Here is a 20,914-nt window from a genome sequence, read left to right as displayed (position 1 = left end):
ATCCGTGCAAGCTAAAACTATTAGCAATCTAACAAATTTGCTGCAGATAAAAAATATCCCCGCATGGGCGGGGATATGGAAAGTGATATGCGATTATACGTTTTTCATCATTCGTGGAATGGTATCGTCGCTGCGAAGTGTTAGTACTTCACAACCTTCTTTGGTTACCACAATAGTGTGTTCCCACTGTGCAGAGTTTTTGCCGTCGCCAGTGTAAACCGTCCAATCGTCTTGAGCGTCAACAGTACAACCAAACTTACCTGCGTTGATCATTGGTTCGATAGTAAAGCACATACCTTCTTTTAGTACACGACGGTCTTTGTTCTTGTAGTGAACCACTTGTGGCTCTTCGTGGAACTCATCACCGATACCGTGACCACAGAAGTCTTTAACAATAGAGAACTTGTTACGTGGGTTGTTCTTATTGTTTTCTTTGATGTACTTCTCGATAGCGGTACCGATGTCACCCACTGTTGCACCTGGTTTTACTTGACGCATGCCGATGTACAGTGACTCTTGAGCCACCATACACAGACGTTTATTTGCAGGTGAAACATCACCCACTAGGAACATCTTAGACGTATCACCGTGGTAGCCTTGTGGACGAACACTTAGATCTGCGTTTTCATCGTTAGGAACGATAACCGTAATATCAACGTTGATGATGTCGCCATCTTTAAGTACAGCTGGCTTCATTTGGCCGTTTGCACCTTTCTCGTCTTCAGTTGCTGGGATACCGTGACAAACGATGTGGTTGATTGACGTACAGATCGATTTAGGGAATCCATGGTAATCAAGCGGTGCAGAGTAAGCGCCTCTTTCTAGAGCGTAATCGTGACAGATTTTGTTTAACTCTTCTGTCGTCACACCGGCTTTGATGTGCGGTTCGATCATTTCTAGAGTGTCTGCGGCTAGCTTGCCCGCAATACGCATGCGTTCGATTTCTTCAGCAGTTTTAATCTTGATTGACATTGGCTTTCTCTACTTATTCGTAAGCACGCTAACGTGCGAATGCGCGCATTCTATCAGACATCTAGCGGTTAACCCAAGCCAGTTAAGAATATGAGTCATTCTTACTTGTAGTCTAGTCATGGAATTTAAGAGGGAGTAGGGGTAAGTGTGATAGGTAAATTAGAATTGTAAGAAACAATTTTTACTAGCCATCTTAGGCTAAAATATGGTATAAAGCGCGCCGGAATCGAGGACTGTTCTCTTTGCTTTTCTTTAGAATAGCAGCGAAGCAGGCTTCTTCCGATTAAACTTTTATCTTTAAATCACACACATTCCGTCACATGTTCCGGGGTGCTGAGCAGAAGCTTGGTCGGAATTATGGGGGATGTGGAGGCCTAACCCCATAGAGGATTTTAAAATGGCAACTGTATCAATGCGCGATATGCTGAAAGCTGGTGTTCACTTCGGTCACCAAACTCGTTACTGGAACCCAAAAATGAAGCCATTCATCTTTGGTGCTCGTAACCGCGTTCACATCATCAACCTAGAAAAAACTGTACCAATGTTCAACGAAGCTCTAGCTGAACTAGCTAAAGTTGGCGAGAAGAAAGGTAAAGTTCTATTCGTAGGTACTAAGCGCGCTGCATCTGAAGCTGTTAAAGAAGCTGCAATCGCAAGCAACCAATACTACGTTAACAACCGTTGGTTGGGCGGCATGCTAACGAACTACAAAACAGTTCGTCAGTCAATCAAGCGTCTAAAAGATTTCGAAGCACAAGCACAAGACGGTACTTTCGAAAAACTAACTAAGAAAGAAGCTCTAATGCGTACTCGTGAAATGGAGAAGCTAGAGAAATCTCTTGGTGGTATCAAAGATATGGGCGGCCTACCAGACGCTCTATTCGTAATCGACGCTGATCACGAGCACATTGCAATTAAAGAAGCTAACAACCTAGGTATTCCAGTATACGCTGTGGTAGATACTAACTCTAACCCAGACGGCGTTGACTACATCATCCCAGGTAACGACGACGCGATCCGCGCAGTTCAACTATACCTAAACGCTGCAGCATCTGCAGTATCTGAAGGTCGCAACAAAGACGTTGCAGCAGTTGCTGAAAAAGACGGTTTCGTAGAAGCTGAATAATAACGGCTCTGTGTCACACTTAGTCTATGTGAAACCTTGTTGTAGCATAGACTGAGTTATAGTTAGCAATGGGGGCCGACAATGTAGGCCCCTGTTTTTTACCTTATTTCGAATCAAACGAGGAATAGAGAATGGCAACTGTAACTGCTGCTCTAGTTAAAGAACTTCGCGAGCGCACTGGCGCTGGCATGATGGAATGTAAAAAAGCGCTTGTAGAAGCAAACGCTGACATCGAACTAGCAATTGAAAACATGCGTAAGTCAGGCGCAGCGAAAGCAGCTAAAAAAGCTGGTAACGTTGCTGCTGAAGGCGCAATCATCATCAAAGAAGAAAACGGCGTTGCTGTTCTTCTAGAAGTTAACTGCCAAACTGACTTCGTTGCTAAAGATGGTAACTTCACTGCATTCGCAGAAAAAGTAGCACTTGACGCTCTAGCTTCTAAAGCTTCTGTTGAAGAGCTAGTTGCTAAGTTCGAAGAAGAGCGTGTAGCTCTAGTTGCTAAAATCGGCGAAAACATCAACATCCGTCGCGTTGCTTACGTTGAAGGTACTGCAATCGCTTCTTACCGTCACGGCGAGAAAATCGGTGTTGTTGTTGCTGGTGAAGGCGACGCAGAAACTCTTAAGCACGTTGCAATGCACGTTGCTGCTTCTAAGCCTGAGTTCGTTAACCCAGAAGACGTACCAGCTGACGTAGTTGCTAAAGAGAAAGAAGTTCAAGTTGAAATCGCTATGAACGAAGGCAAGCCACAAGAGATCGCTGAGAAGATGGTTATCGGCCGCATGAAGAAATTCACTGGCGAAATCTCTCTAACTGGTCAAGCTTTCATCATGGAACCTAAGAAATCTGTTGGCGAAATGCTAAAAGAGAAAGGTGCTTCTGTTGCTACATTCGTTCGCCTAGAAGTAGGTGAAGGTATCGAGAAAGCAGCTGAAATGAGCTTCGCTGAAGAAGTAGCACTAGCTCAAAAAGGTTAATCCTTAGCGACTTGTGTAAATATTAGACCGTAGCCTAGGCTGCGGTCTTTTTACGAAAAGAGCGGGCAAAATTAGCCGTGATGAATAGCTATAAGTGACCTTGTGTCTATTCATGACTGTTAATCGACAACTCTCTTTGGAAGGTAAACTCCATGACTACGAACCCTAAACCAGCATATCAACGTATTCTATTAAAACTAAGTGGTGAAGCTCTTCAAGGTGAAGAAGGTTTTGGTATTGATCCAGCGGTTCTTGACCGTATGGCTCAAGAAGTTAAAGAGCTGGTTGAACTGGGTGTTCAAGTTGGTGTGGTAATCGGCGGTGGTAACTTGTTCCGTGGTGCAGGTCTTGCAGAAGCGGGTATGAACCGCGTAGTAGGCGACCACATGGGTATGCTTGCAACAGTAATGAACGGTCTAGCAATGCGTGATGCACTTCACCGTGCTTATGTAAACGCTCGCGTAATGTCTGCAATTCCGCTAAAAGGTGTGTGTGACGATTACAACTGGGCAGACGCTATCCGCGAACTTCGCCAAGGCCGTGTCGTGATCTTCTCTGCAGGTACAGGTAACCCATTCTTTACGACGGATTCAGCAGCTTGTCTACGTGGTATCGAAATCGAAGCTGACGTAGTTCTAAAAGCGACAAAAGTTGATGGTGTATTTACTGCTGACCCAGTAGCAAACCCAGACGCAGAGCTGTATGATAAGCTATCTTACGCTGAAATTCTGGATAAAGAATTGAAAGTAATGGACTTGGCTGCGTTCACACTTGCTCGTGACCACAAAATGCCAATCCGCGTATTCAACATGAACAAGCCAGGCGCACTACGTCGCGTGGTTATGGGCGAAGCTGAAGGTACTCTGATCTGCGCTGACGCGTAAATCTCAACACCATCCAACTAGAATATTGGATGGTGTTTCACTTTGCTCAAGCCCTTTAGGCTTTCTTCAGGAAAGATGACATTTTTAAGGTGAAACCGTGATTAACGAAATCAATAAAGACGCGCAAGAGCGCATGGACAAAAGCGTTGAAGCGCTAAAGAACAACCTTTCTAAAGTTCGTACTGGCCGCGCGCACCCAAGCCTACTATCGGGTATTTCTGTAGAATACTACGGTGCTGCTACGCCTCTTAACCAAGTAGCTAACGTTGTTGCTGAAGACGCTCGTACTCTAGCAATCACAGTTTTCGACAAAGAGCTAACTCAGAAAGTTGAAAAAGCGATCATGATGTCTGACCTTGGTCTAAACCCAATGTCTGCTGGTACAATCATTCGCGTTCCACTTCCACCGCTAACGGAAGAGCGTCGTAAAGACCTAGTTAAGATCGTTCGTGGTGAAGCAGAAGGCGCACGTGTTGCAGTACGTAACATCCGTCGTGATGCAAACAGCGACCTAAAAGGTCTTCTAAAAGATAAAGAAATCTCTGAAGACGAAGATCGCAAAGCACAAGACGAGATTCAAAAACTGACTGACGTAGCAGTTAAGAAGATCGATGATGTTCTTGCCGCGAAAGAAAAAGAGTTGATGGAAGTTTAATACTCCCAACTACATCACTGTTGGAAAACGCTGTGCTCACAGTGCAGCGTTTTTTTGTGTTAGTCTGTCCAACTGATGGAACTCAATTAACTCCCTATGCAAAATTCCCAAGCCTTCTCTGATTCCCTCCCAAAGCATATTGCCATCATTATGGACGGTAATGGCCGTTGGGCTAAGTCCCAAGGAAAACCTCGCGTATTTGGTCATAAAAAAGGCGTTAGTGCCGTTCGAAAAACTATAGCAGCAGCTTTAAAGCTTGGCATTCAAGCCGTTACTTTGTTTGCTTTTAGCAGTGAAAACTGGCGACGACCAGAAGAAGAGGTTGGCCTTTTGATGGAGTTGTTCATTTCGGTACTATCAAGCGAAGTGAAAAAACTGCATAAAAACAACTTACGTTTGCGTGTTATTGGTGATACCAGCCGTTTTAGTGAGCGCTTGCAAAGTAAAATTATTGAGGCTGAAGCTTTGACAGCTAACAACACTGGCATGGTAATTAACATTGCTGCTAATTATGGCGGTAAGTGGGATATTACCGAGGCGGCGAGAGTACTGGCTTCGAAAGTTCTCAATGGGGAAATTAGTGTAGATGCGATAACCGAGCAAATGTTTACTCAACACTTGACGATGGCAGACCTACCAGAAGTTGACTTGCTTATTCGCACGAGTGGAGAGTGTCGTATCAGCAACTTCATGTTGTGGCAACTAGCATACGCGGAAATGTATTTCACGCAAGAGTATTGGCCAGAGTTTGACGAAGACAGTTTGGTTGAGGCGGTAACTTGGTTTATTAACCGTGAACGTCGATTTGGCTGTACTGGCGAGCAAATAAAGGCATTAATGGCTGCTCAATAAGGACTAGTTAGTTTGAAACAGAGAATAATAACAGCACTAATTTTAGCTCCCCTAGTTATTTTAGGTATTTTTAAATTACCCCTAATTGGCTTCATGATCGCTTTGACTGCGGTAACGCTGTTAGGCTTTTGGGAGTGGACACAGTTTACAGAAAGCAATTCACGTATTGCTGCGCTTGTTCCGGCAGCCGTTGTAACCGGACTAAGTTTTCTATTCATTTCGCCAGATGTAACAAGCTTAAATCAACTTGCAGCACCACACTACGCCTTATTAGCGCTTGGTTTTGCATGGTGGATTATCGCAAGTGGCATGGCAATCACTTATCCTAAAACCACCAACTTATGGCAAGGCAGTAAAGCCCTTCGTCATGTGTTTGGTTTTCTAACTCTGATCCCTTTTCTTTGGAGTGTGATCATTCTTAGAGCTTCTGATATTTCAGTAGATCCATACCACGGCGCAAAACTTGTGCTGTACGTTTGCTTCTTGGTATGGGCTGCAGACAGCGGCGCTTACTTCGCTGGTAAAAGCATGGGTAAACGCAAAATGGCACCTCATGTGAGCCCAAACAAAACAATCGAAGGTTTGATTGGCGGTATCATCGCAGCATTGATTGTTGGATGGTTATTTGCAGGTTGGTTTGATATCCAATTTACTAGCCCACTTCATATGGTGATCATTACGCTGATTACGGTTGTGATCTCTGTGCTTGGTGACCTAGTCGAAAGTATGTTCAAACGTGTTTCAGGTATCAAAGACAGCAGTAATATCATTCCAGGGCACGGCGGCATTCTTGACCGTATCGACAGCCTAACTGCTGCCTTCCCAGTATTTGCTCTTCTTTACTACGTATTCTAATTTATCGGGAGCGGCTTCGTCGCTCCTGAGTTTTTCTAACGGTCTTACATCATGCAAAAGTTAACGATTCTTGGTGCAACAGGCTCAATCGGTGCAAGCACACTTAAAGTGGTTGAACAGAACCCTGAGCTGTTTTCTATCGTCGCATTAGCGGCAAGCACTAACGTTGAAAAGATGGTCGTGCTTTGCCGTAAATGGCAACCAAAATACGCTGTGATGGCGGATAAAGCGGCGGCATTGGCTCTGCAATCAGAGCTGGCTTCTATCTCACCAAATACTGAGGTGTTAGGTGGTGTCGATGCGCTTTGTCATGTGTCTGCCTTAGAAGAAGTGGACAGCGTAATGGCTGCTATCGTTGGTGCGGCAGGTCTGTTACCAACCATGGCAGCGGTAAAATCGGGTAAACGTGTACTGCTAGCCAATAAAGAAGCGCTAGTAATGTCTGGTCAGCTGTTTATCGATGCGGTTGCCGAGCATGGTGCTCAGCTTCTCCCTGTTGATAGTGAACACAACGCGATCTTCCAGTGCCTCCCACAACAAGTTCAAACTAACCTAGGTCGTTGTAACTTAGAAGAGCATGGTATTTCTTCTATTCTTCTCACTGGTTCTGGTGGCCCATTTCGTTACACCGATATCGTAGAGCTAGAGAAAGTGACTCCAGCGCAAGCCATTGCTCACCCGAACTGGTCAATGGGACCAAAAATCTCGGTTGATTCTGCGACCATGATGAACAAGGGTCTTGAGTACATTGAAGCAAAATGGCTATTCAATGCGGCTCGCGAACAGTTGAAAGTGATCATTCACCCTCAGTCGGTGATTCACTCTATGGTGCAATATCGTGATGGTTCAGTATTGGCGCAGATGGGGGAGCCAGATATGGCAACCCCGATTGCATTGACGATGTCTTACCCATCAAGAGTGGATGCCGGAGTGAAACCGCTCGACTTTACTCAAGTGGGTGAGTTGACATTCCTTCAACCTGACTTTGCTCGCTACCCATGTCTTAAGTTAGCGATTGATGCATGCTATGAAGGTCAGCATGCTACAACAGCATTAAATGCTGCGAATGAAGTTGCTGTGGATGCGTTCTTGAATAATGGCCTTGGTTTTACTGATATCGCTCGCATCAATGAGTCAGTTTTGAACAAAATCACCGCAAGCCATACAACTGAGAATGTGAATAACTTGGAAAGCTTGATAGAGCTAGATAGAATGTCACGAACTATCGCCTTAGAATTTTTACGCGAGCGTAGCTAATGACTGGTATCTTGTGGAATTTGGTTTCTTTTATCGTTGCATTGGGCATCTTGGTTGCCGTGCACGAGTTTGGTCACTTTTGGGTTGCGCGTCGTTGCGGTGTAAAAGTTGAAAAGTTTTCTATCGGTTTTGGTAAGTCTATCTGGGGTAAGGTAGGCAAAGACGGAACAGAGTATAGCATCTCTATGATTCCTCTGGGTGGCTACGTCAAGATGGTGGACAGCCGTATTGATGATATCCCAGAACATGAAAAACACCTGGCGTTCGATCAAAAGCCTTTGTGGAAACGCACATCTATCGTTGCCGCCGGCCCTATCTTTAACTTTCTATTTGCTATTGTAGCCTATTGGTTAGTTTTCCTTATTGGTGTACCAGCAGTAAAGCCTGTAATCGGTGAAGTAACACCCAATTCAATCGTTGCTCAAGCAGGAATTGAATCTGGAATGGAACTAAAATCCATCTCAGGTATCAAAACTCCGGACTGGGAATCAGTCAACATGGGGTTAATTTCCCATATTGGTGATGATTCTGTGACGATGACGTTGTCTTCAGCAAACGAAGTTGGTTCAGAGGTCACGAGAACACTTGATATTCGTGATTGGAACTTTGACCCAGAAACGCAATCTACGATGCAATCACTTGGCTTTAAACCATATACGCCAGAGATTTTCACGGAGTTAGCACAAGTAAGCGAAGGTGGGGCGGCTGAAAAAGCAGGTCTGCAAGCCGACGATAAAATCATCTCGATTAATGGTAATAAGATTTCTAAATGGGAAGAAGTGGTCGAAGCCATTCGTTCTCACCCAGGAACACCAATGGAACTGACAGTGTTACGTCAAGGTGAAGAGCAATCATTCACTTTGACTCCGGGTAGTCGTGAGCTAGCTAACAAACAATTAGTTGGCTTTGCGGGTATCGCACCTAAAGTCGCAGAATGGCCAGAAAGTTATCGCTTCGAATTACAGTTTGGTGTATTCGAGTCTATTGGCAAAGCGATTGACAAAACAGGTCAAGTTATTGGACTTACAATCAGTATGCTTAAGAAACTGATTGTAGGTGATGTTGGTCTGAATAATTTAAGTGGACCAATCTCGATAGCCAAAGGGGCAGGGGCGACAGCAGACTACGGTCTGGTTTACTTTTTAGGTTTTCTAGCACTGATCAGTGTTAACCTAGGTATTATTAACCTCGTTCCTTTACCAATGTTGGATGGTGGTCACCTGCTCTTTTTTGCAATTGAAGCGGTCATCCGACGCCCAGTTCCTGAGAAAGTGCAGGAAATGGGATATAAAATTGGTGGTGCGATTATCTTCTCGTTAATGGCACTGGCACTATTTAATGATTTTACTCGTCTGTGATTCTTCAGAGACATCTAGCAGTAGCAAGGAATAATTAGAACAAATATGGCGATTAAGCGAATTCTATTTGCGAGTTTACTGGCAACCAGTGTCTCGGCAAATGGGGCAGAAAACTTTGTAGTTCAAGACATCCAGATTGAAGGATTACAACGTGTGGCACTTGGTGCTGCGTTGTTGAAAATGCCTGTTCGAGTAGGAGACACGGTCGATTCACAAGATGTTGCGGACATCATTCGTGCTCTTTACGCTTCGGGTAACTTTGAGGATGTAAAAGTACTTAAGGATCAAGATGTACTTGTAGTCCAGGTTAAAGAAAGACCGACTATTGCTAGCATTGCGTTTTCTGGTAACAAAGCGATCAAAGATGAGCAGTTACAGGAAAACCTGAATGCATCAGGTATCCGTGAAGGTGAAGCTCTAGACCGAACCACTTTACGTAATATCGAAAAAGGCTTAGAAGATTTTTACTATAGCGTTGGTAAGTACAACGCTACGGTAAAAGCGGTTGTTACTCCATTGCCTCGTAATCGTTCTGATTTGAAATTCGTCTTCACCGAAGGTGTATCGGCGAAGATTCAGCAAATCAACTTTATTGGTAACGAAGTCTTTACTGATGATGAACTACGCTCTCGTTTTAACTTAAACGTTGATGTGCCGTGGTGGAACTTCCTCGCTGATGAAAAGTATCAAAAGCAAGTGCTTGCTGGTGATATTGAAGCTCTGAAATCCTATTACCTAGACCGTGGTTATTTGAAGTTTGATGTAGACTCGACGCAAGTCGCAATTTCCCCAGATAAGAAGGGGGTGTATATCACTCTTGGCCTAGAGGAAGGAGAGGTTTACACCGTTAAAGATGTAAAATTCCGCGGCGATTTGATTGGTGAAGACGCTCGATTCGAGAAAATGGTGCCGTTCGAAGCCAACGAGACCTACAACGGCTCTAAAGTGACCTCACTAGAGGAAGGCATCAAACGTGTGCTCGGTGAGTCTGGCTATGCTTATCCGCAGGTAAGTACAATTCCTGAGTTCGACGACGAGAACAAAGAAGTGTCATTGGTTGTAAATGTTGAGCCAGGTAGCCGCATTTACGTTCGTGATATTCGTTTTACGGGCAACAACTCCACTAAGGATGAAGTTTTGCGTCGCGAGATGCGTCAGATGGAAGGCAGCTGGCTAAACTCGAAATCGATTGAAACGGGTAAAACGCGTCTTAACCGTCTTGGTTACTTCGAAAACGTAGAAGTTCAAACGGTACGTGTTCCTGGCAGCGATGACCAAGTAGATCTTGTTTACTCGGTTAAAGAAGCCAACTCTGGTAGTGTGAACTTTGGTGTCGGCTACGGTACAGAATCAGGTGTAAGCTTCCAAGTTGGTCTACAGCAAGATAACTTTATTGGTAGTGGTAACCGCGTTGGTATCAATGCGATGATGAATGACTACCAAAAAAATATCAGCTTAGATTATCGAGACCCTTATTGGAATCTCGATGGTGTGAGTCTTGGCGGTAAAATTTTCTATGATGAGTTTGAAGCATCTGAAGCAGGTATCGTTGACTACACCAATGAAAGTTACGGCGCTAACCTGACTTGGGGTTTCCCATTTGATGAACTAAACCGCTTCGAATTTGGTGTCGGTTACACGCACAACAAGATCGGTAACCTTTCTCCTTACCTACAGGTTGAACAGTTCCTACAAGCTCAATCAGAAAATATTGATGCGAACGGTGCATTGAATACCAATGACTTCGATATCAATATTTCTTGGACACGAAACAATTTGAACCGTGGCTACTTCCCTACAGCGGGGAATCACCAACGTGCATTCTATAAGATGACGGTACCAGGTTCTGATGTTCAGTACTTTAAGATGCAATATGACGTGCGTCAGTATGTACCATTGACTAAAAAGCATGAGTTCACACTCTTGTTCCGCGGCCGTCTAGGTTACGGTAACGGTTATGGTCAGACGAATGGTAACGACAACTTGTTCCCATTCTACGAGAACTATTACGCGGGTGGTTTCACAACTCTACGTGGCTTCGGCTCTAACTCGGTTGGTCCAAAAGCTGTTTACCGTGATTACTCTGGTTCTAACAACGGTGTAGATACTGCGACTGATGACTCAGTAGGTGGTAACGCAGTAGCATTAGCAAGTTTGGAGCTTATTGTTCCGACCCCATTTGCATCTGATGAAGTTCGTAACCAGATTCGTACCAGTATCTTCTTCGATATGGCAAGTGTTTGGGATACAGAGTTCGATTATCGAGACTCTGGTGCCGAGTTTGGTGACCGTTACTATTACGATTACTCTGATCCTACTAACTACCGTTCATCATATGGTGCGGCGTTACAATGGATGTCTCCAATGGGACCACTGGTATTTTCACTAGCGAAACCAATTAAAAAATTCGATGGCGATGACGAAGAAGTCTTCACATTCACTATCGGCAGAACCTTCTAAATTTGAGGAAAATATTTTGAATAAAATGATCAAAGCGGCTGGTTTAGGCCTTCTTGTACTGAGCTCATCAATGTTTGCAAACGCTGCAGAAGCAGCGCAAAAGATTGCCTACATCAATACAGCGCAAGTGTTTCAGGCTCTTCCTCAGCGTGAAGTGGTTCTACAAAAAATGCAGAAAGACTTCAAAAGCAAAGCTGACGAGCTTAAGTCAATTCAAGCGCAAGCTAAGACAAAGATTGAGAAGCTGCAGCGTGACGGTGAACTTTTAGGTCAAGAAGAAATTGAGAAGCTACGTATTGATATTGCTAAGCTAGACAGTGAATACAAAGTAAAAGCTCAAGCACTAGAGAAAGCTGGCGCGCGCCGTGAAGCTGAAGAGAAAGCAAAGCTATTCAAATCTATCCAAGATGCAGTAGAAAAAGTTGCTAAGGCGAAAGGTTACGATCTTGTTATTGACACTACTTCACTGCAGTACGGTAAGCCAGAATACAACATCTCTGAAGACGTAATTAAAGCTCTAAAATAAGAAGTTATGAAGACATTAACATTAGCCGAGTTGGCGACAATTACCGGGGGGGAGCTATTTGGTGACGAGTCTCTCGTTGTAAACCGTGTAGCTCCCATGGACAAAGCACAAGAAGGTGATGTTACCTTCTTGTCTAACCCTAAATACGCAAAGCACCTCTCTGAGTGTAAAGCGACAGTTGTAATGGTGAAAGCCGATCATAAGGACCAATGCATTGGAAACTCTCTTGTGGTTGCCGATCCTTACATCGCTTTTGCTCGTGTAGTTCAAGCTATGGATACAACGCCAAAGCCAGCAGATGAGATTGCGCCAAGTGCTGTCATCGCAGCAGACGTGAAGATGGGTACTAACGTAACAATCGGTGCAAAAGCAGTGATTGAAACGGGTGTAGAGTTAGGCGACAACGTAAGTATTGGCGCAGGTTGCTTTATCGGTAAAAACGCAAAGCTAGGTAACAACACCAAGCTTTGGGCTAATGTTACTATCTATCATGAAGTGTCGCTGGGCGATGACTGCCTAGTGCAATCTGGCACCGTCATCGGCTCAGACGGCTTCGGTTACGCGAATGACAAAGGTGAGTGGATTAAAATTCCTCAACTTGGCTCTGTACGTATCGGCAATCGTGTTGAGATCGGTGCATGTACCACTATCGACCGTGGTGCTCTTGAAGATACGATCATCGAAGACAATGTAATTCTTGATAACCAACTTCAAATCGCTCACAACGTGCAGATCGGATATGGTACGGTGATGCCCGGTGGTACTATTGTGGCAGGCAGTACAAAAATTGGTAAATACTGCCAAATCGGCGGCGCGTCGGTTATCAATGGCCACATCGAGATTACGGATGGGGTTGCTATTACTGGTATGGGCATGGTTATGCGCAGTATCGAAGAGAAAGGCCTATACTCGTCAGGCATTCCATTGCAAACCAACCGAGAGTGGCGTAAGACGGCAACTCGAGTTCACCGTATTGATGAGATGAACAAACGATTGAAAGCCGTTGAAAAGCAACTTAAACCGAAAGAAGAATCTTAGTTCCACTTTCTGAACAAAGACTCGCGAAATGCGGGTCTTTTTCTTCTATAATGACGCGCTATAAGTAGATTTATCACCAAGTGGGTTTACCGTCCCCAGAGTAAGGGGTGTTGCCATCTTGGTTGTTGAGAATTGATATAGGAAGACGACTTTGACTACTGAAAAGAAAACGATGAACATCTCTGAAATTCAAGAGCTACTACCTCATCGCTACCCATTCTTATTGATCGACCGAGTGATTGACTTCCAAGAAGAGAAGTACCTTCACGCGATTAAAAATGTGTCGGTTAATGAACCTCAGTTCACAGGTCACTTTCCACAGCTGCCAGTATTCCCAGGCGTACTAATCTTAGAGGCGATGGCTCAGGCAACTGGCTTACTTGCATTTAAATCATTTGGTGCACCAACGGAAAACGAACTGTACTACTTCGCAAGTGTTGACGGCGCTAAGTTCCGTAAACCTGTAGTGCCAGGCGACCAAATGATTATTGAAGTAGAATTTCTAAAAGAGCGCCGTGGTATTGCTGCATTTAGTGGTGTAGCAAAAGTTGACGGCGAAGTGGTATGTTCAGCAGAGCTGAAGTGTGCTCGTCGAGAGTTTTAATATGATTCATGAAACCGCTAAAATCCACCCAGCTGCGGTGGTAGAAGAAGGCGCGAAAATTGGCGCTAACGTGATCGTTGGTCCTTTCACTTACATCACCTCTACGGTGGAGATTGGTGAAGGCACAGAAGTGATGTCTCACGTAGTGATCAAAGGCCACACCAAAATTGGTAAAGATAACCGCATTTTCCCACATGCTGTGATTGGTGAAGAAAACCAAGACAAGAAGTACGGCGGCGAAGATACAACAGTGGTTATCGGTGACCGTAACGTGATTCGTGAAGCGGTTCAGGTTCACCGTGGTACGGTTCAAGATAAAGCAACGACAGTGATCGGTGACGATAACCTGCTTTGTGTTAACGCGCACATCGCACACGATGTTGTCGTAGGTAACCACACTCACATTGGTAACAATGCGATTCTTGGTGGCCACGTAACCGTAGAAGACCATGCTGGTGTAATGGCGCTTTCTGCTATTCACCCATTCTGTACCGTGGGCGCGTACGCTTACATTGGTGGCTGTTCTGCGGTTGTTCAAGATGTACCAGCTTACGTATTGGCTCAAGGTAACCACGCAACACCATTTGGTTTGAACTTGGTTGGCTTGAAGCGTAATGGTTTCGAAAAACCAGAAATTCGTGCGCTGCAAAAAGCGTACAAAGAAATCTACCGTTCAGGTAAGACTCTGGAAGAAGTGAAACCAATCCTAGCTGAAATGGCACAAGAGTGGCCTGCAGTGAAACGTTTCTCAGATATTTTGGAAACAACGGAACGTGGCATTATTCGTTAATTAACGAATGAGCGGTTAAATTGAAAAGATCGCGCCCAAGTTGGGCTGCGGTCTTTTTGTGTTTTATGGATAACGGTTTGTACGCTGCGGTTTGTAAGGCTACATAGTGTAAATCGTTACCCATAGCGCACAGGAAAATAGCGAAGTAGATATGGAAAGACCATTACGTATCGGCATCATTGCCGGAGAACTGTCTGGCGACACGCTAGGTGAAGGCTTTATCAAGGCGGTAAAACAGCAATACCCAGATGCAGAGTTTGTTGGGATTGGTGGCCCTAAAATGATCGCTCAAGGCTGCGAGTCTCTGTTCGACATGGAAGAGCTGGCTGTAATGGGCTTGGTTGAAGTGCTAGGCCGCTTGCCAAGACTGCTGAAAGTCAAAGCTGAGCTAGTGAAGTATTTCACTGATAACCCGCCAGATGTCTTTGTTGGTATCGATGCGCCAGATTTCAACTTACGTGTTGAGCTAGACCTGAAAAATGCTGGCATCAAAACTGTGCATTACGTAAGCCCGTCGGTTTGGGCATGGCGTCAAAAGCGCATCTTCAAAATTGAAGCAGCGACTAACCTAGTATTGGCATTCCTACCGTTTGAAAAAGCGTTTTACGATAAGTTCAACGTGCCTTGTGAATTCATTGGTCATACATTGGCTGATTCCATTCCGCTGCAATCAGACAAAGCACCTGCACGTGAGCTACTCGGTTTAGAGCAAGATAAGCAATGGCTAGCGGTACTTCCGGGTAGTCGTGGCAGCGAGTTGAAAATGCTCTCTCAGCCATTTATCGAAACGTGTAAGAAGTTACACCAGAAATTCCCAGATCTTGGTTTTGCCGTTGCGCTAGTAAACCAGAAACGTCGCGAACAATTCGAGCAAGCGTGGAAAGAGCATGCACCAGAGTTGGAGTTCAAACTGGTGGATGACACAGCGCGTAACGTGATTACCGCTTCAGATGCCGTGATGTTGGCGTCTGGTACCGTGGCGTTAGAGTGTATGTTGCTCAAACGCCCAATGGTGGTCGGTTACCGTGTAAACGCGGTGACGGCTTTCCTTGCTAAGCGTCTGCTGAAAACGAAATATGTTTCGCTGCCAAACATTCTGGCTGATACCGAGCTGGTTAAAGAATATCTGCAAGATGATTGCACGCCAGACAATTTATTCGACGAAGTATCTCGCTTACTAGAGAGCGACAACCGAGAAATGTTGGATAAGTTTACTGAAATGCACCATTGGATTCGCAAAGATGCGGATCAACAAGCCGCAAGCGCGGTTCTAAAACTGATTGAAAAATAGAGATTTACCATGGCTGTAAAACCAAAAATGACCAAAGCAAAAGTTGAACTACCACCGTTTGAATACCCGCAAGGCTATCAGTTGGTTGCGGGTGTTGATGAGGTAGGGCGTGGTCCTTTGGTAGGCGATGTCGTTACCGCCGCGGTTATTTTAGACCCAAATAACCCAATTGAAGGCTTAAACGATTCGAAAAAGCTGAGTGAGAAGAAACGCCTTGCACTGCTGCCAGAAATCAAAGAGAAAGCTTTGGCATGGGCTGTAGGCCGCTGTTCTCCTGAGGAAATTGACGAGCTTAACATCCTACAAGCGACCATGGTTGCCATGCAACGTGCGATTGCGGGTTTGAAAGTGCAGCCAGATCTTGCACTTATCGATGGTAATCGTTGCCCTGAACTACCAATGGACTCCCAAGCAGTGGTGAAAGGCGATTTGCGCGTGGCGGAAATCAGTGCGGCTTCGATTATCGCGAAAGTGGTTCGCGACCAAGAAATGGAAGAGTTGGATAAACAGCACCCACAGTTTGGCTTTGCTAAGCACAAAGGTTACCCAACCAAAGCGCACTTCGAAGCGATTGAGCAACACGGTGTGATCAGTGAGCACCGTAAGAGCTTCAAACCCGTGAAGAAAGCGCTCGGCATCGAAGAATAGAGCAAAGTATTAGAATGGGCGTATCGGTGTTATAAACCACGCCCGCTTTAGGTTAGAATCCCAAATAAGATTTAGTTTTACGGTACCTGTTAATGTCAGATCCCAAGTTCATTCACCTTCGAATCCACAGTGATTTTTCGATGGTGGATGGTATCAACAAAGTTCCACCGCTCGTTAAGAAAGTCGCCGAACTCGGTATGCCAGCTATGGCATTGACCGACTTCACCAACCTGTGCGGTTTGGTGAAGTACTACGGCACTGCGCACGGCAGTGGTGTGAAGCCAATCATCGGTGCAGACTTCAAAATGCAATCGGATGAGTTTGGAGAGGAGCTGACGCAATTAACGTTACTCGCAGCAAACAACGAAGGTTATAAAAACCTCACGTTGCTGATCTCAAAAGCTTACCTTCGTGGTCACGTACAGCACCAACCGGTGCTCGACAAAGCTTGGTTGGCTGAACTATCAGAAGGTTTGATCGTTCTATCAGGCGCGAAAAACGGTGAAATCGGTAAAGCATTGCTAAAAGGCAACCGTAAAGTTGTCGACAGTTGTGTCGAGTTCTACAACCAATACTTCCCAGATCGCTTCTATCTAGAACTGGTTCGTACTGGTCGTTCAGACGAAGAAACGTACTTGCATTTTGCCGTTGAGTTAGCAGAAGAAACTCAACTACCGGTTGTAGCGACCAACGAAGTCGTTTTCATCAGTGAAGACCTATTTGACGCGCACGAAATCCGTGTGGCGATCCACGATGGTTACACCCTAGAAGATCCGCGTCGTCCAAAGAACTACAGCCCAGAACAATACCTGCGTACTGAAGAGGAAATGTGCGAGCTGTTTGCCGACATTCCGGAAGCGTTAGAAAACAGTGTTGAAATTGCCAAGCGTTGTAACGTGACAGTACGTTTGGGTGAATACTTCCTACCTGCCTTCCCAACTGAAGGTATGGAAGAGACCGACTTCTTGGTCATGAAGTCTCGCGAAGGTCTGGAAGAGCGTCTAGAGTTCCTGTTCCCAGATGAGGAAGAGCGCAAGCAACGTCGTCCTGAATACGATGATCGTCTGCAAATCGAACTCGACGTAATCAACCAAATGGGGTTCCCAGGTTACTTCTTGATCGTAATGGAGTTCATCCAATGGTCGAAAGACAACGCGATTCCGGTAGGTCCGGGTCGTGGTTCAGGTGCCGGTTCTTTGGTGGCATACGCATTGAAGATCACCGACCTTGATCCGCTGGAATACGACCTTCTATTCGAACGTTTCTTGAACCCAGAACGTGTCTCGATGCCCGATTTCGACGTCGACTTCTGTATGGATAAGCGTGACCAAGTAATTGATCACGTAGCGGAAATGTATGGCCGTGATGCGGTATCTCAGATCATCACCTTCGGTACCATGGCGGCGAAAGCGGTAATCCGCGACGTAGGCCGTGTACTGGGCCACCCGTTTGGCTTCGTTGATCGTATTTCAAAACTGGTTCCGCCTGACCCGGGTATGACGCTGGAAAAAGCGTTCAAAGCTGAGCCTGCACTGCCAGAGTTGTATGACGCAGACGAGGAAGTGAAAGAGCTTATCGACATGTGCCGCCTCCTTGAAGGTTGTACGCGAAACGCCGGTAAGCACGCGGGTGGTGTTGTAATCTCACCAACCACCATTACAGACTTCGCGCCGATTTATGCTGACTCGGAAGGCCACTTCCCGGTTACTCAGTTCGATAAGAACGACGTGGAAACTGCCGGTCTGGTTAAGTTTGACTTCTTGGGCCTACGTACCCTAACCATCATTGACTGGGCGTTGGGTCTGATTAACCCGCGTCTAGAGCGTGAAGGCAAAGAACCTGTTCGCATCGAATCGATTCCGTTGGACGATGCTCCGTCATTCCGCTTGCTGCAAAACTCGGAAACCACTGCGGTATTCCAGCTTGAATCGCGCGGTATGAAAGAGCTGATCAAACGTCTTCAACCGGACTGTTTCGAAGACATCATCGCATTGGTGGCACTTTTCCGTCCGGGTCCGCTGCAGTCGGGCATGGTAGATAACTTTATCGACCGTAAGCACGGCCGTGAGGCGATCTCATACCCAGATGAAAAGTGGCAACACGAATCGCTTAAAGAAATTCTCGACCCAACTTACGGCATCATCCTGTATCAAGAACAGGTAATGCAGATCGCACAGGTGCTGTCTGGCTACACCCTTGGTGGTGCGGACATGCTTCGTCGTGCGATGGGTAAGAAAAAACCGGAAGAGATGGCGAAACAGCGTGCGACCTTCGAAGAGGGGGCAATTGCCAACGGCGTCGATGGCGAGTTGGCGATGAAGATCTTCGATTTGGTAGAGAAGTTCGCGGGTTACGGCTTTAACAAATCTCACTCGGCAGCCTATGCATTGGTTTCGTACCAAACGCTATGGCTGAAGATGCACTATCCAGCAGAATTCATGGCAGCGGTAATGACCGCCGATATGGATAACACTGAGAAAGTGGTTGGCCTAGTAGACGAATGTTTCCGCATGAAGCTCACCGTGCTTCCGCCAGACATCAATGCCGGTTTGTACCGCTTTAACGTGGATGAGAATGGCGCGATTGTTTACGGCATCGGAGCGATTAAAGGCGTGGGTGAAGGTCCGATCGATGCGATTTTAGAAGCGCGCAACAAAGGTGGTCACTTCATCGACCTATTTGACTTCTGTGCCCGTATCGACCTGAAAAAGGTCAACAAGCGTGTTATCGAAAAACTGATTTACGCGGGCGCACTCGATAGGCTCGGTCCACACCGTGCGGCACTAATGGCATCGCTCAATGATGCGGTGAAAGCGGCAAGCCAACACCACCAAGCGGAAGCTTTTGGTCAAACTGACATGTTTGGTGTATTGACTGATGCGCCAGAAGAGGTGGAGCACAAATATACTCAAGTGCCAGCGTGGCCAGAGAAAGTATGGTTAGAGGGTGAACGTGAGACGCTCGGTTTATATTTGACCGGCCACCCAGTTAACGCATACATAAAGGAACTAAATAAGTACGTTAGTTGTCGACTAAAAGACGCAACCCCAACTCGTCGCGATCAATCCGTGACAGTAGCGGGTCTGGTTATTGCAGCTCGCGTTATGACAACTAAACGCGGTACGCGTATCGGTATCATGACTCTGGACGACCGAAGTGGTCGAATGGAGGTGATGTTGTTCTCGGATGCGCTTGATAGGTATGCAGAACTTCTCGAAAAAGATAAAATTCTGGTTGTTTCTGGACAGGTCAGCTTTGATGACTTCAACGGTGGCCTTAAAATGTCGGCGCGTGAAGTTATGGATCTGGGTACCGCACGTGAGAAATACGCACGTGGTTTGTCGGTATCTATTGATGCTAGCCAGATCAACGATAAATTCTTTGAGCAATTTACTCGTATTTTAGAACCGCACAAAGCCGGAACCGTACCTGTCAATGTATACTACCAGCGTGCCGACGCCAGAGCGCGGTTAACATTGGGCACCGAATGGCGAGTAACGCCAACAGATACATTACTAGACGATTTAAAACAGTTACTTGGTAAAGGCCAAGTAGAACTCGAATTTAACTAAAAATTCAGCGCAATATGTAAGACGCTGAGTAAAAAAGGATTCATAGATGAGCCTAAACTTTCTTGAATTTGAAAAGCCAATTGCAGAACTAGAAGCGAAAATCGAAGCGCTACGTGACGTATCTCGTCACGGTGGTGATTCTGCGGTTGACCTTGATAAAGAAATCGAACAGCTTGAGAAAAAGAGCCTAGAACTTAAGAAGAAAACCTTCAGCAATCTAGGTGCATGGGAAACAGCTCAACTGGCTCGTCACCCTTTACGTCCATACACGCTAGATTACATCAAGCACGCATTTGATGAATTTGATGAGCTAGCGGGTGACCGTGCGTTCGCAGACGACAAAGCAATTGTTGGCGGTATTGCACGCCTTGAAGGTCGTCCAGTGATGATCATCGGTCACCAAAAAGGTCGTGAAACTAAAGAGAAAGTGAAGCGTAACTTCGGTATGCCTAAACCAGAAGGTTACCGTAAAGCACTGCGTTTGATGGAAATGGCTGAGCGTTTCAACATGCCAATCATCACTTTTATCGACACAGCAGGTGCGTACCCAGGTGTTGGCGCGGAAGAGCGTGGCCAATCTGAAGCGATCGCAACCAACCTTAAAGTGATGTCTGGTCTTAAAGTGCCAGTGATTTGTAACGTTGTTGGTGAAGGCGGTTCTGGTGGTGCACTAGCAATTGGTGTTGGCGACTACGTGAACATGCTTCAGTACTCTACGTACTCAGTAATCTCACCAGAAGGTTGTGCCTCAATCCTATGGCGTGATTCAGACAAAGCACCTCAAGCGGCAGACGCAATGGGTCTAACAGCACCACGTCTAAAAGAACTTGAGCTTATCGATGAAATCATCGAAGAGCCACTAGGTGGCGCACACCGCGATCACGTTCAAATGGCTGCAAACATGAAAGCAAATCTACTTCGTCAGCTAGAAGATCTTGAGCAACTAGACCAGGAAACGCTACTTGAGCGCCGTTACCAGCGTCTAATGAACTACGGTTACTGCTAATTACAGCTGTTGCTAGGCGCTAGCTGATCTCTCGCAAGATAAC

At 45.7% G+C, this 20,914-nt stretch carries 18 protein-coding genes; 17 read left to right on the top strand and 1 reads right to left on the bottom strand.

From position 1 onward, the window contains the following. Window positions 1–93 precede the first annotated feature (93 nt). Window positions 94–972 carry a type I methionyl aminopeptidase gene (gene map, locus J4N37_RS12125; protein ID WP_005436764.1) on the bottom strand — a complete coding sequence of 293 codons (879 nt, stop codon included), beginning with the start codon at window positions 970–972 and terminating at the stop codon, window positions 94–96. 397 nt (window positions 973–1,369) lie between these two features. On the opposite strand from map, the gene rpsB reads away from it, so the two are divergent. The 17 genes from rpsB (at window position 1,370) to accA (ending at window position 20,871) form a co-directional block, all read left to right on the top strand. Continuing rightward, window positions 1,370–2,098, top strand: coding sequence for a 30S ribosomal protein S2 (rpsB, locus tag J4N37_RS12120; RefSeq protein WP_005529366.1), 729 nt, complete (start codon window positions 1,370–1,372; stop codon window positions 2,096–2,098). A 131-nt stretch (window positions 2,099–2,229) separates the two neighbouring features. After that, window positions 2,230–3,075: a translation elongation factor Ts gene (gene tsf / locus J4N37_RS12115; protein ID WP_045394144.1), complete on the top strand. Its 846-nt coding sequence runs from the start codon at window positions 2,230–2,232 to the stop codon at window positions 3,073–3,075. A gap of 152 nt (window positions 3,076–3,227) precedes the next feature. Continuing rightward, the gene (gene pyrH / locus J4N37_RS12110) at window positions 3,228–3,959 is read left to right on the top strand and encodes a UMP kinase (protein ID WP_010449750.1); all 732 of its coding nucleotides are present in this window, start codon (window positions 3,228–3,230) and stop codon (window positions 3,957–3,959) included. 97 nt (window positions 3,960–4,056) lie between these two features. Next, window positions 4,057–4,614: a ribosome recycling factor gene (frr, locus tag J4N37_RS12105; RefSeq protein ID WP_010449748.1), complete on the top strand. Its 558-nt coding sequence runs from the start codon at window positions 4,057–4,059 to the stop codon at window positions 4,612–4,614. A gap of 96 nt (window positions 4,615–4,710) precedes the next feature. Next, window positions 4,711–5,466: an undecaprenyl pyrophosphate synthase gene (gene uppS, locus J4N37_RS12100; RefSeq protein ID WP_010449746.1), complete on the top strand. Its 756-nt coding sequence runs from the start codon at window positions 4,711–4,713 to the stop codon at window positions 5,464–5,466. 12 nt (window positions 5,467–5,478) lie between these two features. Then, complete coding sequence (locus J4N37_RS12095; protein WP_045394147.1) at window positions 5,479–6,321, top strand: phosphatidate cytidylyltransferase; 843 nt, start codon at window positions 5,479–5,481, stop codon at window positions 6,319–6,321. Window positions 6,322–6,372: 51 nt separating this feature from the next. Next, a complete protein-coding gene (gene ispC, locus J4N37_RS12090; RefSeq protein WP_252041028.1) occupies window positions 6,373–7,578 on the top strand; it encodes a 1-deoxy-D-xylulose-5-phosphate reductoisomerase in 1,206 nt (401 codons plus the stop codon). After that, window positions 7,578–8,936 carry a sigma E protease regulator RseP gene (rseP, locus tag J4N37_RS12085; RefSeq protein ID WP_252041026.1) on the top strand — a complete coding sequence of 453 codons (1,359 nt, stop codon included), beginning with the start codon at window positions 7,578–7,580 and terminating at the stop codon, window positions 8,934–8,936. The genes ispC and rseP overlap by 1 nt, the downstream gene beginning before the upstream one ends. A 45-nt stretch (window positions 8,937–8,981) precedes the next feature. Further along, window positions 8,982–11,396 carry an outer membrane protein assembly factor BamA gene (gene bamA, locus J4N37_RS12080; RefSeq protein WP_045394154.1) on the top strand — a complete coding sequence of 805 codons (2,415 nt, stop codon included), beginning with the start codon at window positions 8,982–8,984 and terminating at the stop codon, window positions 11,394–11,396. A gap of 16 nt (window positions 11,397–11,412) precedes the next feature. Further along, on the top strand, window positions 11,413–11,922 hold the full coding sequence (locus tag J4N37_RS12075; protein WP_010449736.1) for an OmpH family outer membrane protein: 510 nt from the start codon (window positions 11,413–11,415) through the stop codon (window positions 11,920–11,922). A 6-nt stretch (window positions 11,923–11,928) separates the two neighbouring features. Further along, window positions 11,929–12,960 carry a UDP-3-O-(3-hydroxymyristoyl)glucosamine N-acyltransferase gene (gene lpxD, locus J4N37_RS12070; protein WP_045394156.1) on the top strand — a complete coding sequence of 344 codons (1,032 nt, stop codon included), beginning with the start codon at window positions 11,929–11,931 and terminating at the stop codon, window positions 12,958–12,960. A 151-nt stretch (window positions 12,961–13,111) separates the two neighbouring features. Further along, window positions 13,112–13,564: a 3-hydroxyacyl-ACP dehydratase FabZ gene (fabZ, locus tag J4N37_RS12065; protein ID WP_005430234.1), complete on the top strand. Its 453-nt coding sequence runs from the start codon at window positions 13,112–13,114 to the stop codon at window positions 13,562–13,564. A 1-nt stretch (window position 13,565) separates the two neighbouring features. Continuing rightward, a complete protein-coding gene (lpxA, locus tag J4N37_RS12060) occupies window positions 13,566–14,354 on the top strand; it encodes an acyl-ACP--UDP-N-acetylglucosamine O-acyltransferase (RefSeq protein WP_010449732.1) in 789 nt (262 codons plus the stop codon). A gap of 151 nt (window positions 14,355–14,505) precedes the next feature. Next, window positions 14,506–15,645, top strand: coding sequence for a lipid-A-disaccharide synthase (gene lpxB / locus J4N37_RS12055; RefSeq protein WP_010449730.1), 1,140 nt, complete (start codon window positions 14,506–14,508; stop codon window positions 15,643–15,645). A gap of 9 nt (window positions 15,646–15,654) precedes the next feature. Beyond that, entirely contained in the window at window positions 15,655–16,293 is a 639-nt protein-coding gene (rnhB, locus tag J4N37_RS12050) for a ribonuclease HII (RefSeq protein WP_010449728.1), read from the top strand. Between the two features lie 92 nt (window positions 16,294–16,385). Next, window positions 16,386–19,865, top strand: a complete 3,480-nt coding sequence (dnaE, locus tag J4N37_RS12045) for a DNA polymerase III subunit alpha (RefSeq protein WP_252041024.1) — start codon at window positions 16,386–16,388, stop codon at window positions 19,863–19,865. Window positions 19,866–19,911: 46 nt separating this feature from the next. Continuing rightward, on the top strand, window positions 19,912–20,871 hold the full coding sequence (gene accA, locus J4N37_RS12040; protein ID WP_010449724.1) for an acetyl-CoA carboxylase carboxyl transferase subunit alpha: 960 nt from the start codon (window positions 19,912–19,914) through the stop codon (window positions 20,869–20,871). The last annotated feature ends 43 nt before the right edge of the window (window positions 20,872–20,914 follow it).

It is taken from the genome of Vibrio sp. SCSIO 43153 (assembly GCF_023716625.1).
In the GTDB taxonomy this organism is placed as follows: Bacteria; Pseudomonadota; Gammaproteobacteria; order Enterobacterales; family Vibrionaceae; genus Vibrio; species Vibrio rotiferianus.
This window is presented reverse-complemented; position numbering and strand designations above follow the sequence as displayed.

Coding starts and splice junctions, on each gene's coding strand:
- pyrH (WP_010449750.1), top strand. CDS start 3,228: ATGACTACGAACCCTAAACCAGCATATCAACGTATTCTATTAAAACTA.
- lpxB (WP_010449730.1), top strand. CDS start 14,506: ATGGAAAGACCATTACGTATCGGCATCATTGCCGGAGAACTGTCTGGC.
- lpxA (WP_010449732.1), top strand. CDS start 13,566: ATGATTCATGAAACCGCTAAAATCCACCCAGCTGCGGTGGTAGAAGAA.
- lpxD (WP_045394156.1), top strand. CDS start 11,929: ATGAAGACATTAACATTAGCCGAGTTGGCGACAATTACCGGGGGGGAG.
- map (WP_005436764.1), bottom strand. CDS start 972: ATGTCAATCAAGATTAAAACTGCTGAAGAAATCGAACGCATGCGTATT.
- accA (WP_010449724.1), top strand. CDS start 19,912: ATGAGCCTAAACTTTCTTGAATTTGAAAAGCCAATTGCAGAACTAGAA.
- dnaE (WP_252041024.1), top strand. CDS start 16,386: ATGTCAGATCCCAAGTTCATTCACCTTCGAATCCACAGTGATTTTTCG.
- uppS (WP_010449746.1), top strand. CDS start 4,711: ATGCAAAATTCCCAAGCCTTCTCTGATTCCCTCCCAAAGCATATTGCC.
- rseP (WP_252041026.1), top strand. CDS start 7,578: ATGACTGGTATCTTGTGGAATTTGGTTTCTTTTATCGTTGCATTGGGC.
- rpsB (WP_005529366.1), top strand. CDS start 1,370: ATGGCAACTGTATCAATGCGCGATATGCTGAAAGCTGGTGTTCACTTC.
- ispC (WP_252041028.1), top strand. CDS start 6,373: ATGCAAAAGTTAACGATTCTTGGTGCAACAGGCTCAATCGGTGCAAGC.
- tsf (WP_045394144.1), top strand. CDS start 2,230: ATGGCAACTGTAACTGCTGCTCTAGTTAAAGAACTTCGCGAGCGCACT.
- bamA (WP_045394154.1), top strand. CDS start 8,982: ATGGCGATTAAGCGAATTCTATTTGCGAGTTTACTGGCAACCAGTGTC.
- rnhB (WP_010449728.1), top strand. CDS start 15,655: ATGGCTGTAAAACCAAAAATGACCAAAGCAAAAGTTGAACTACCACCG.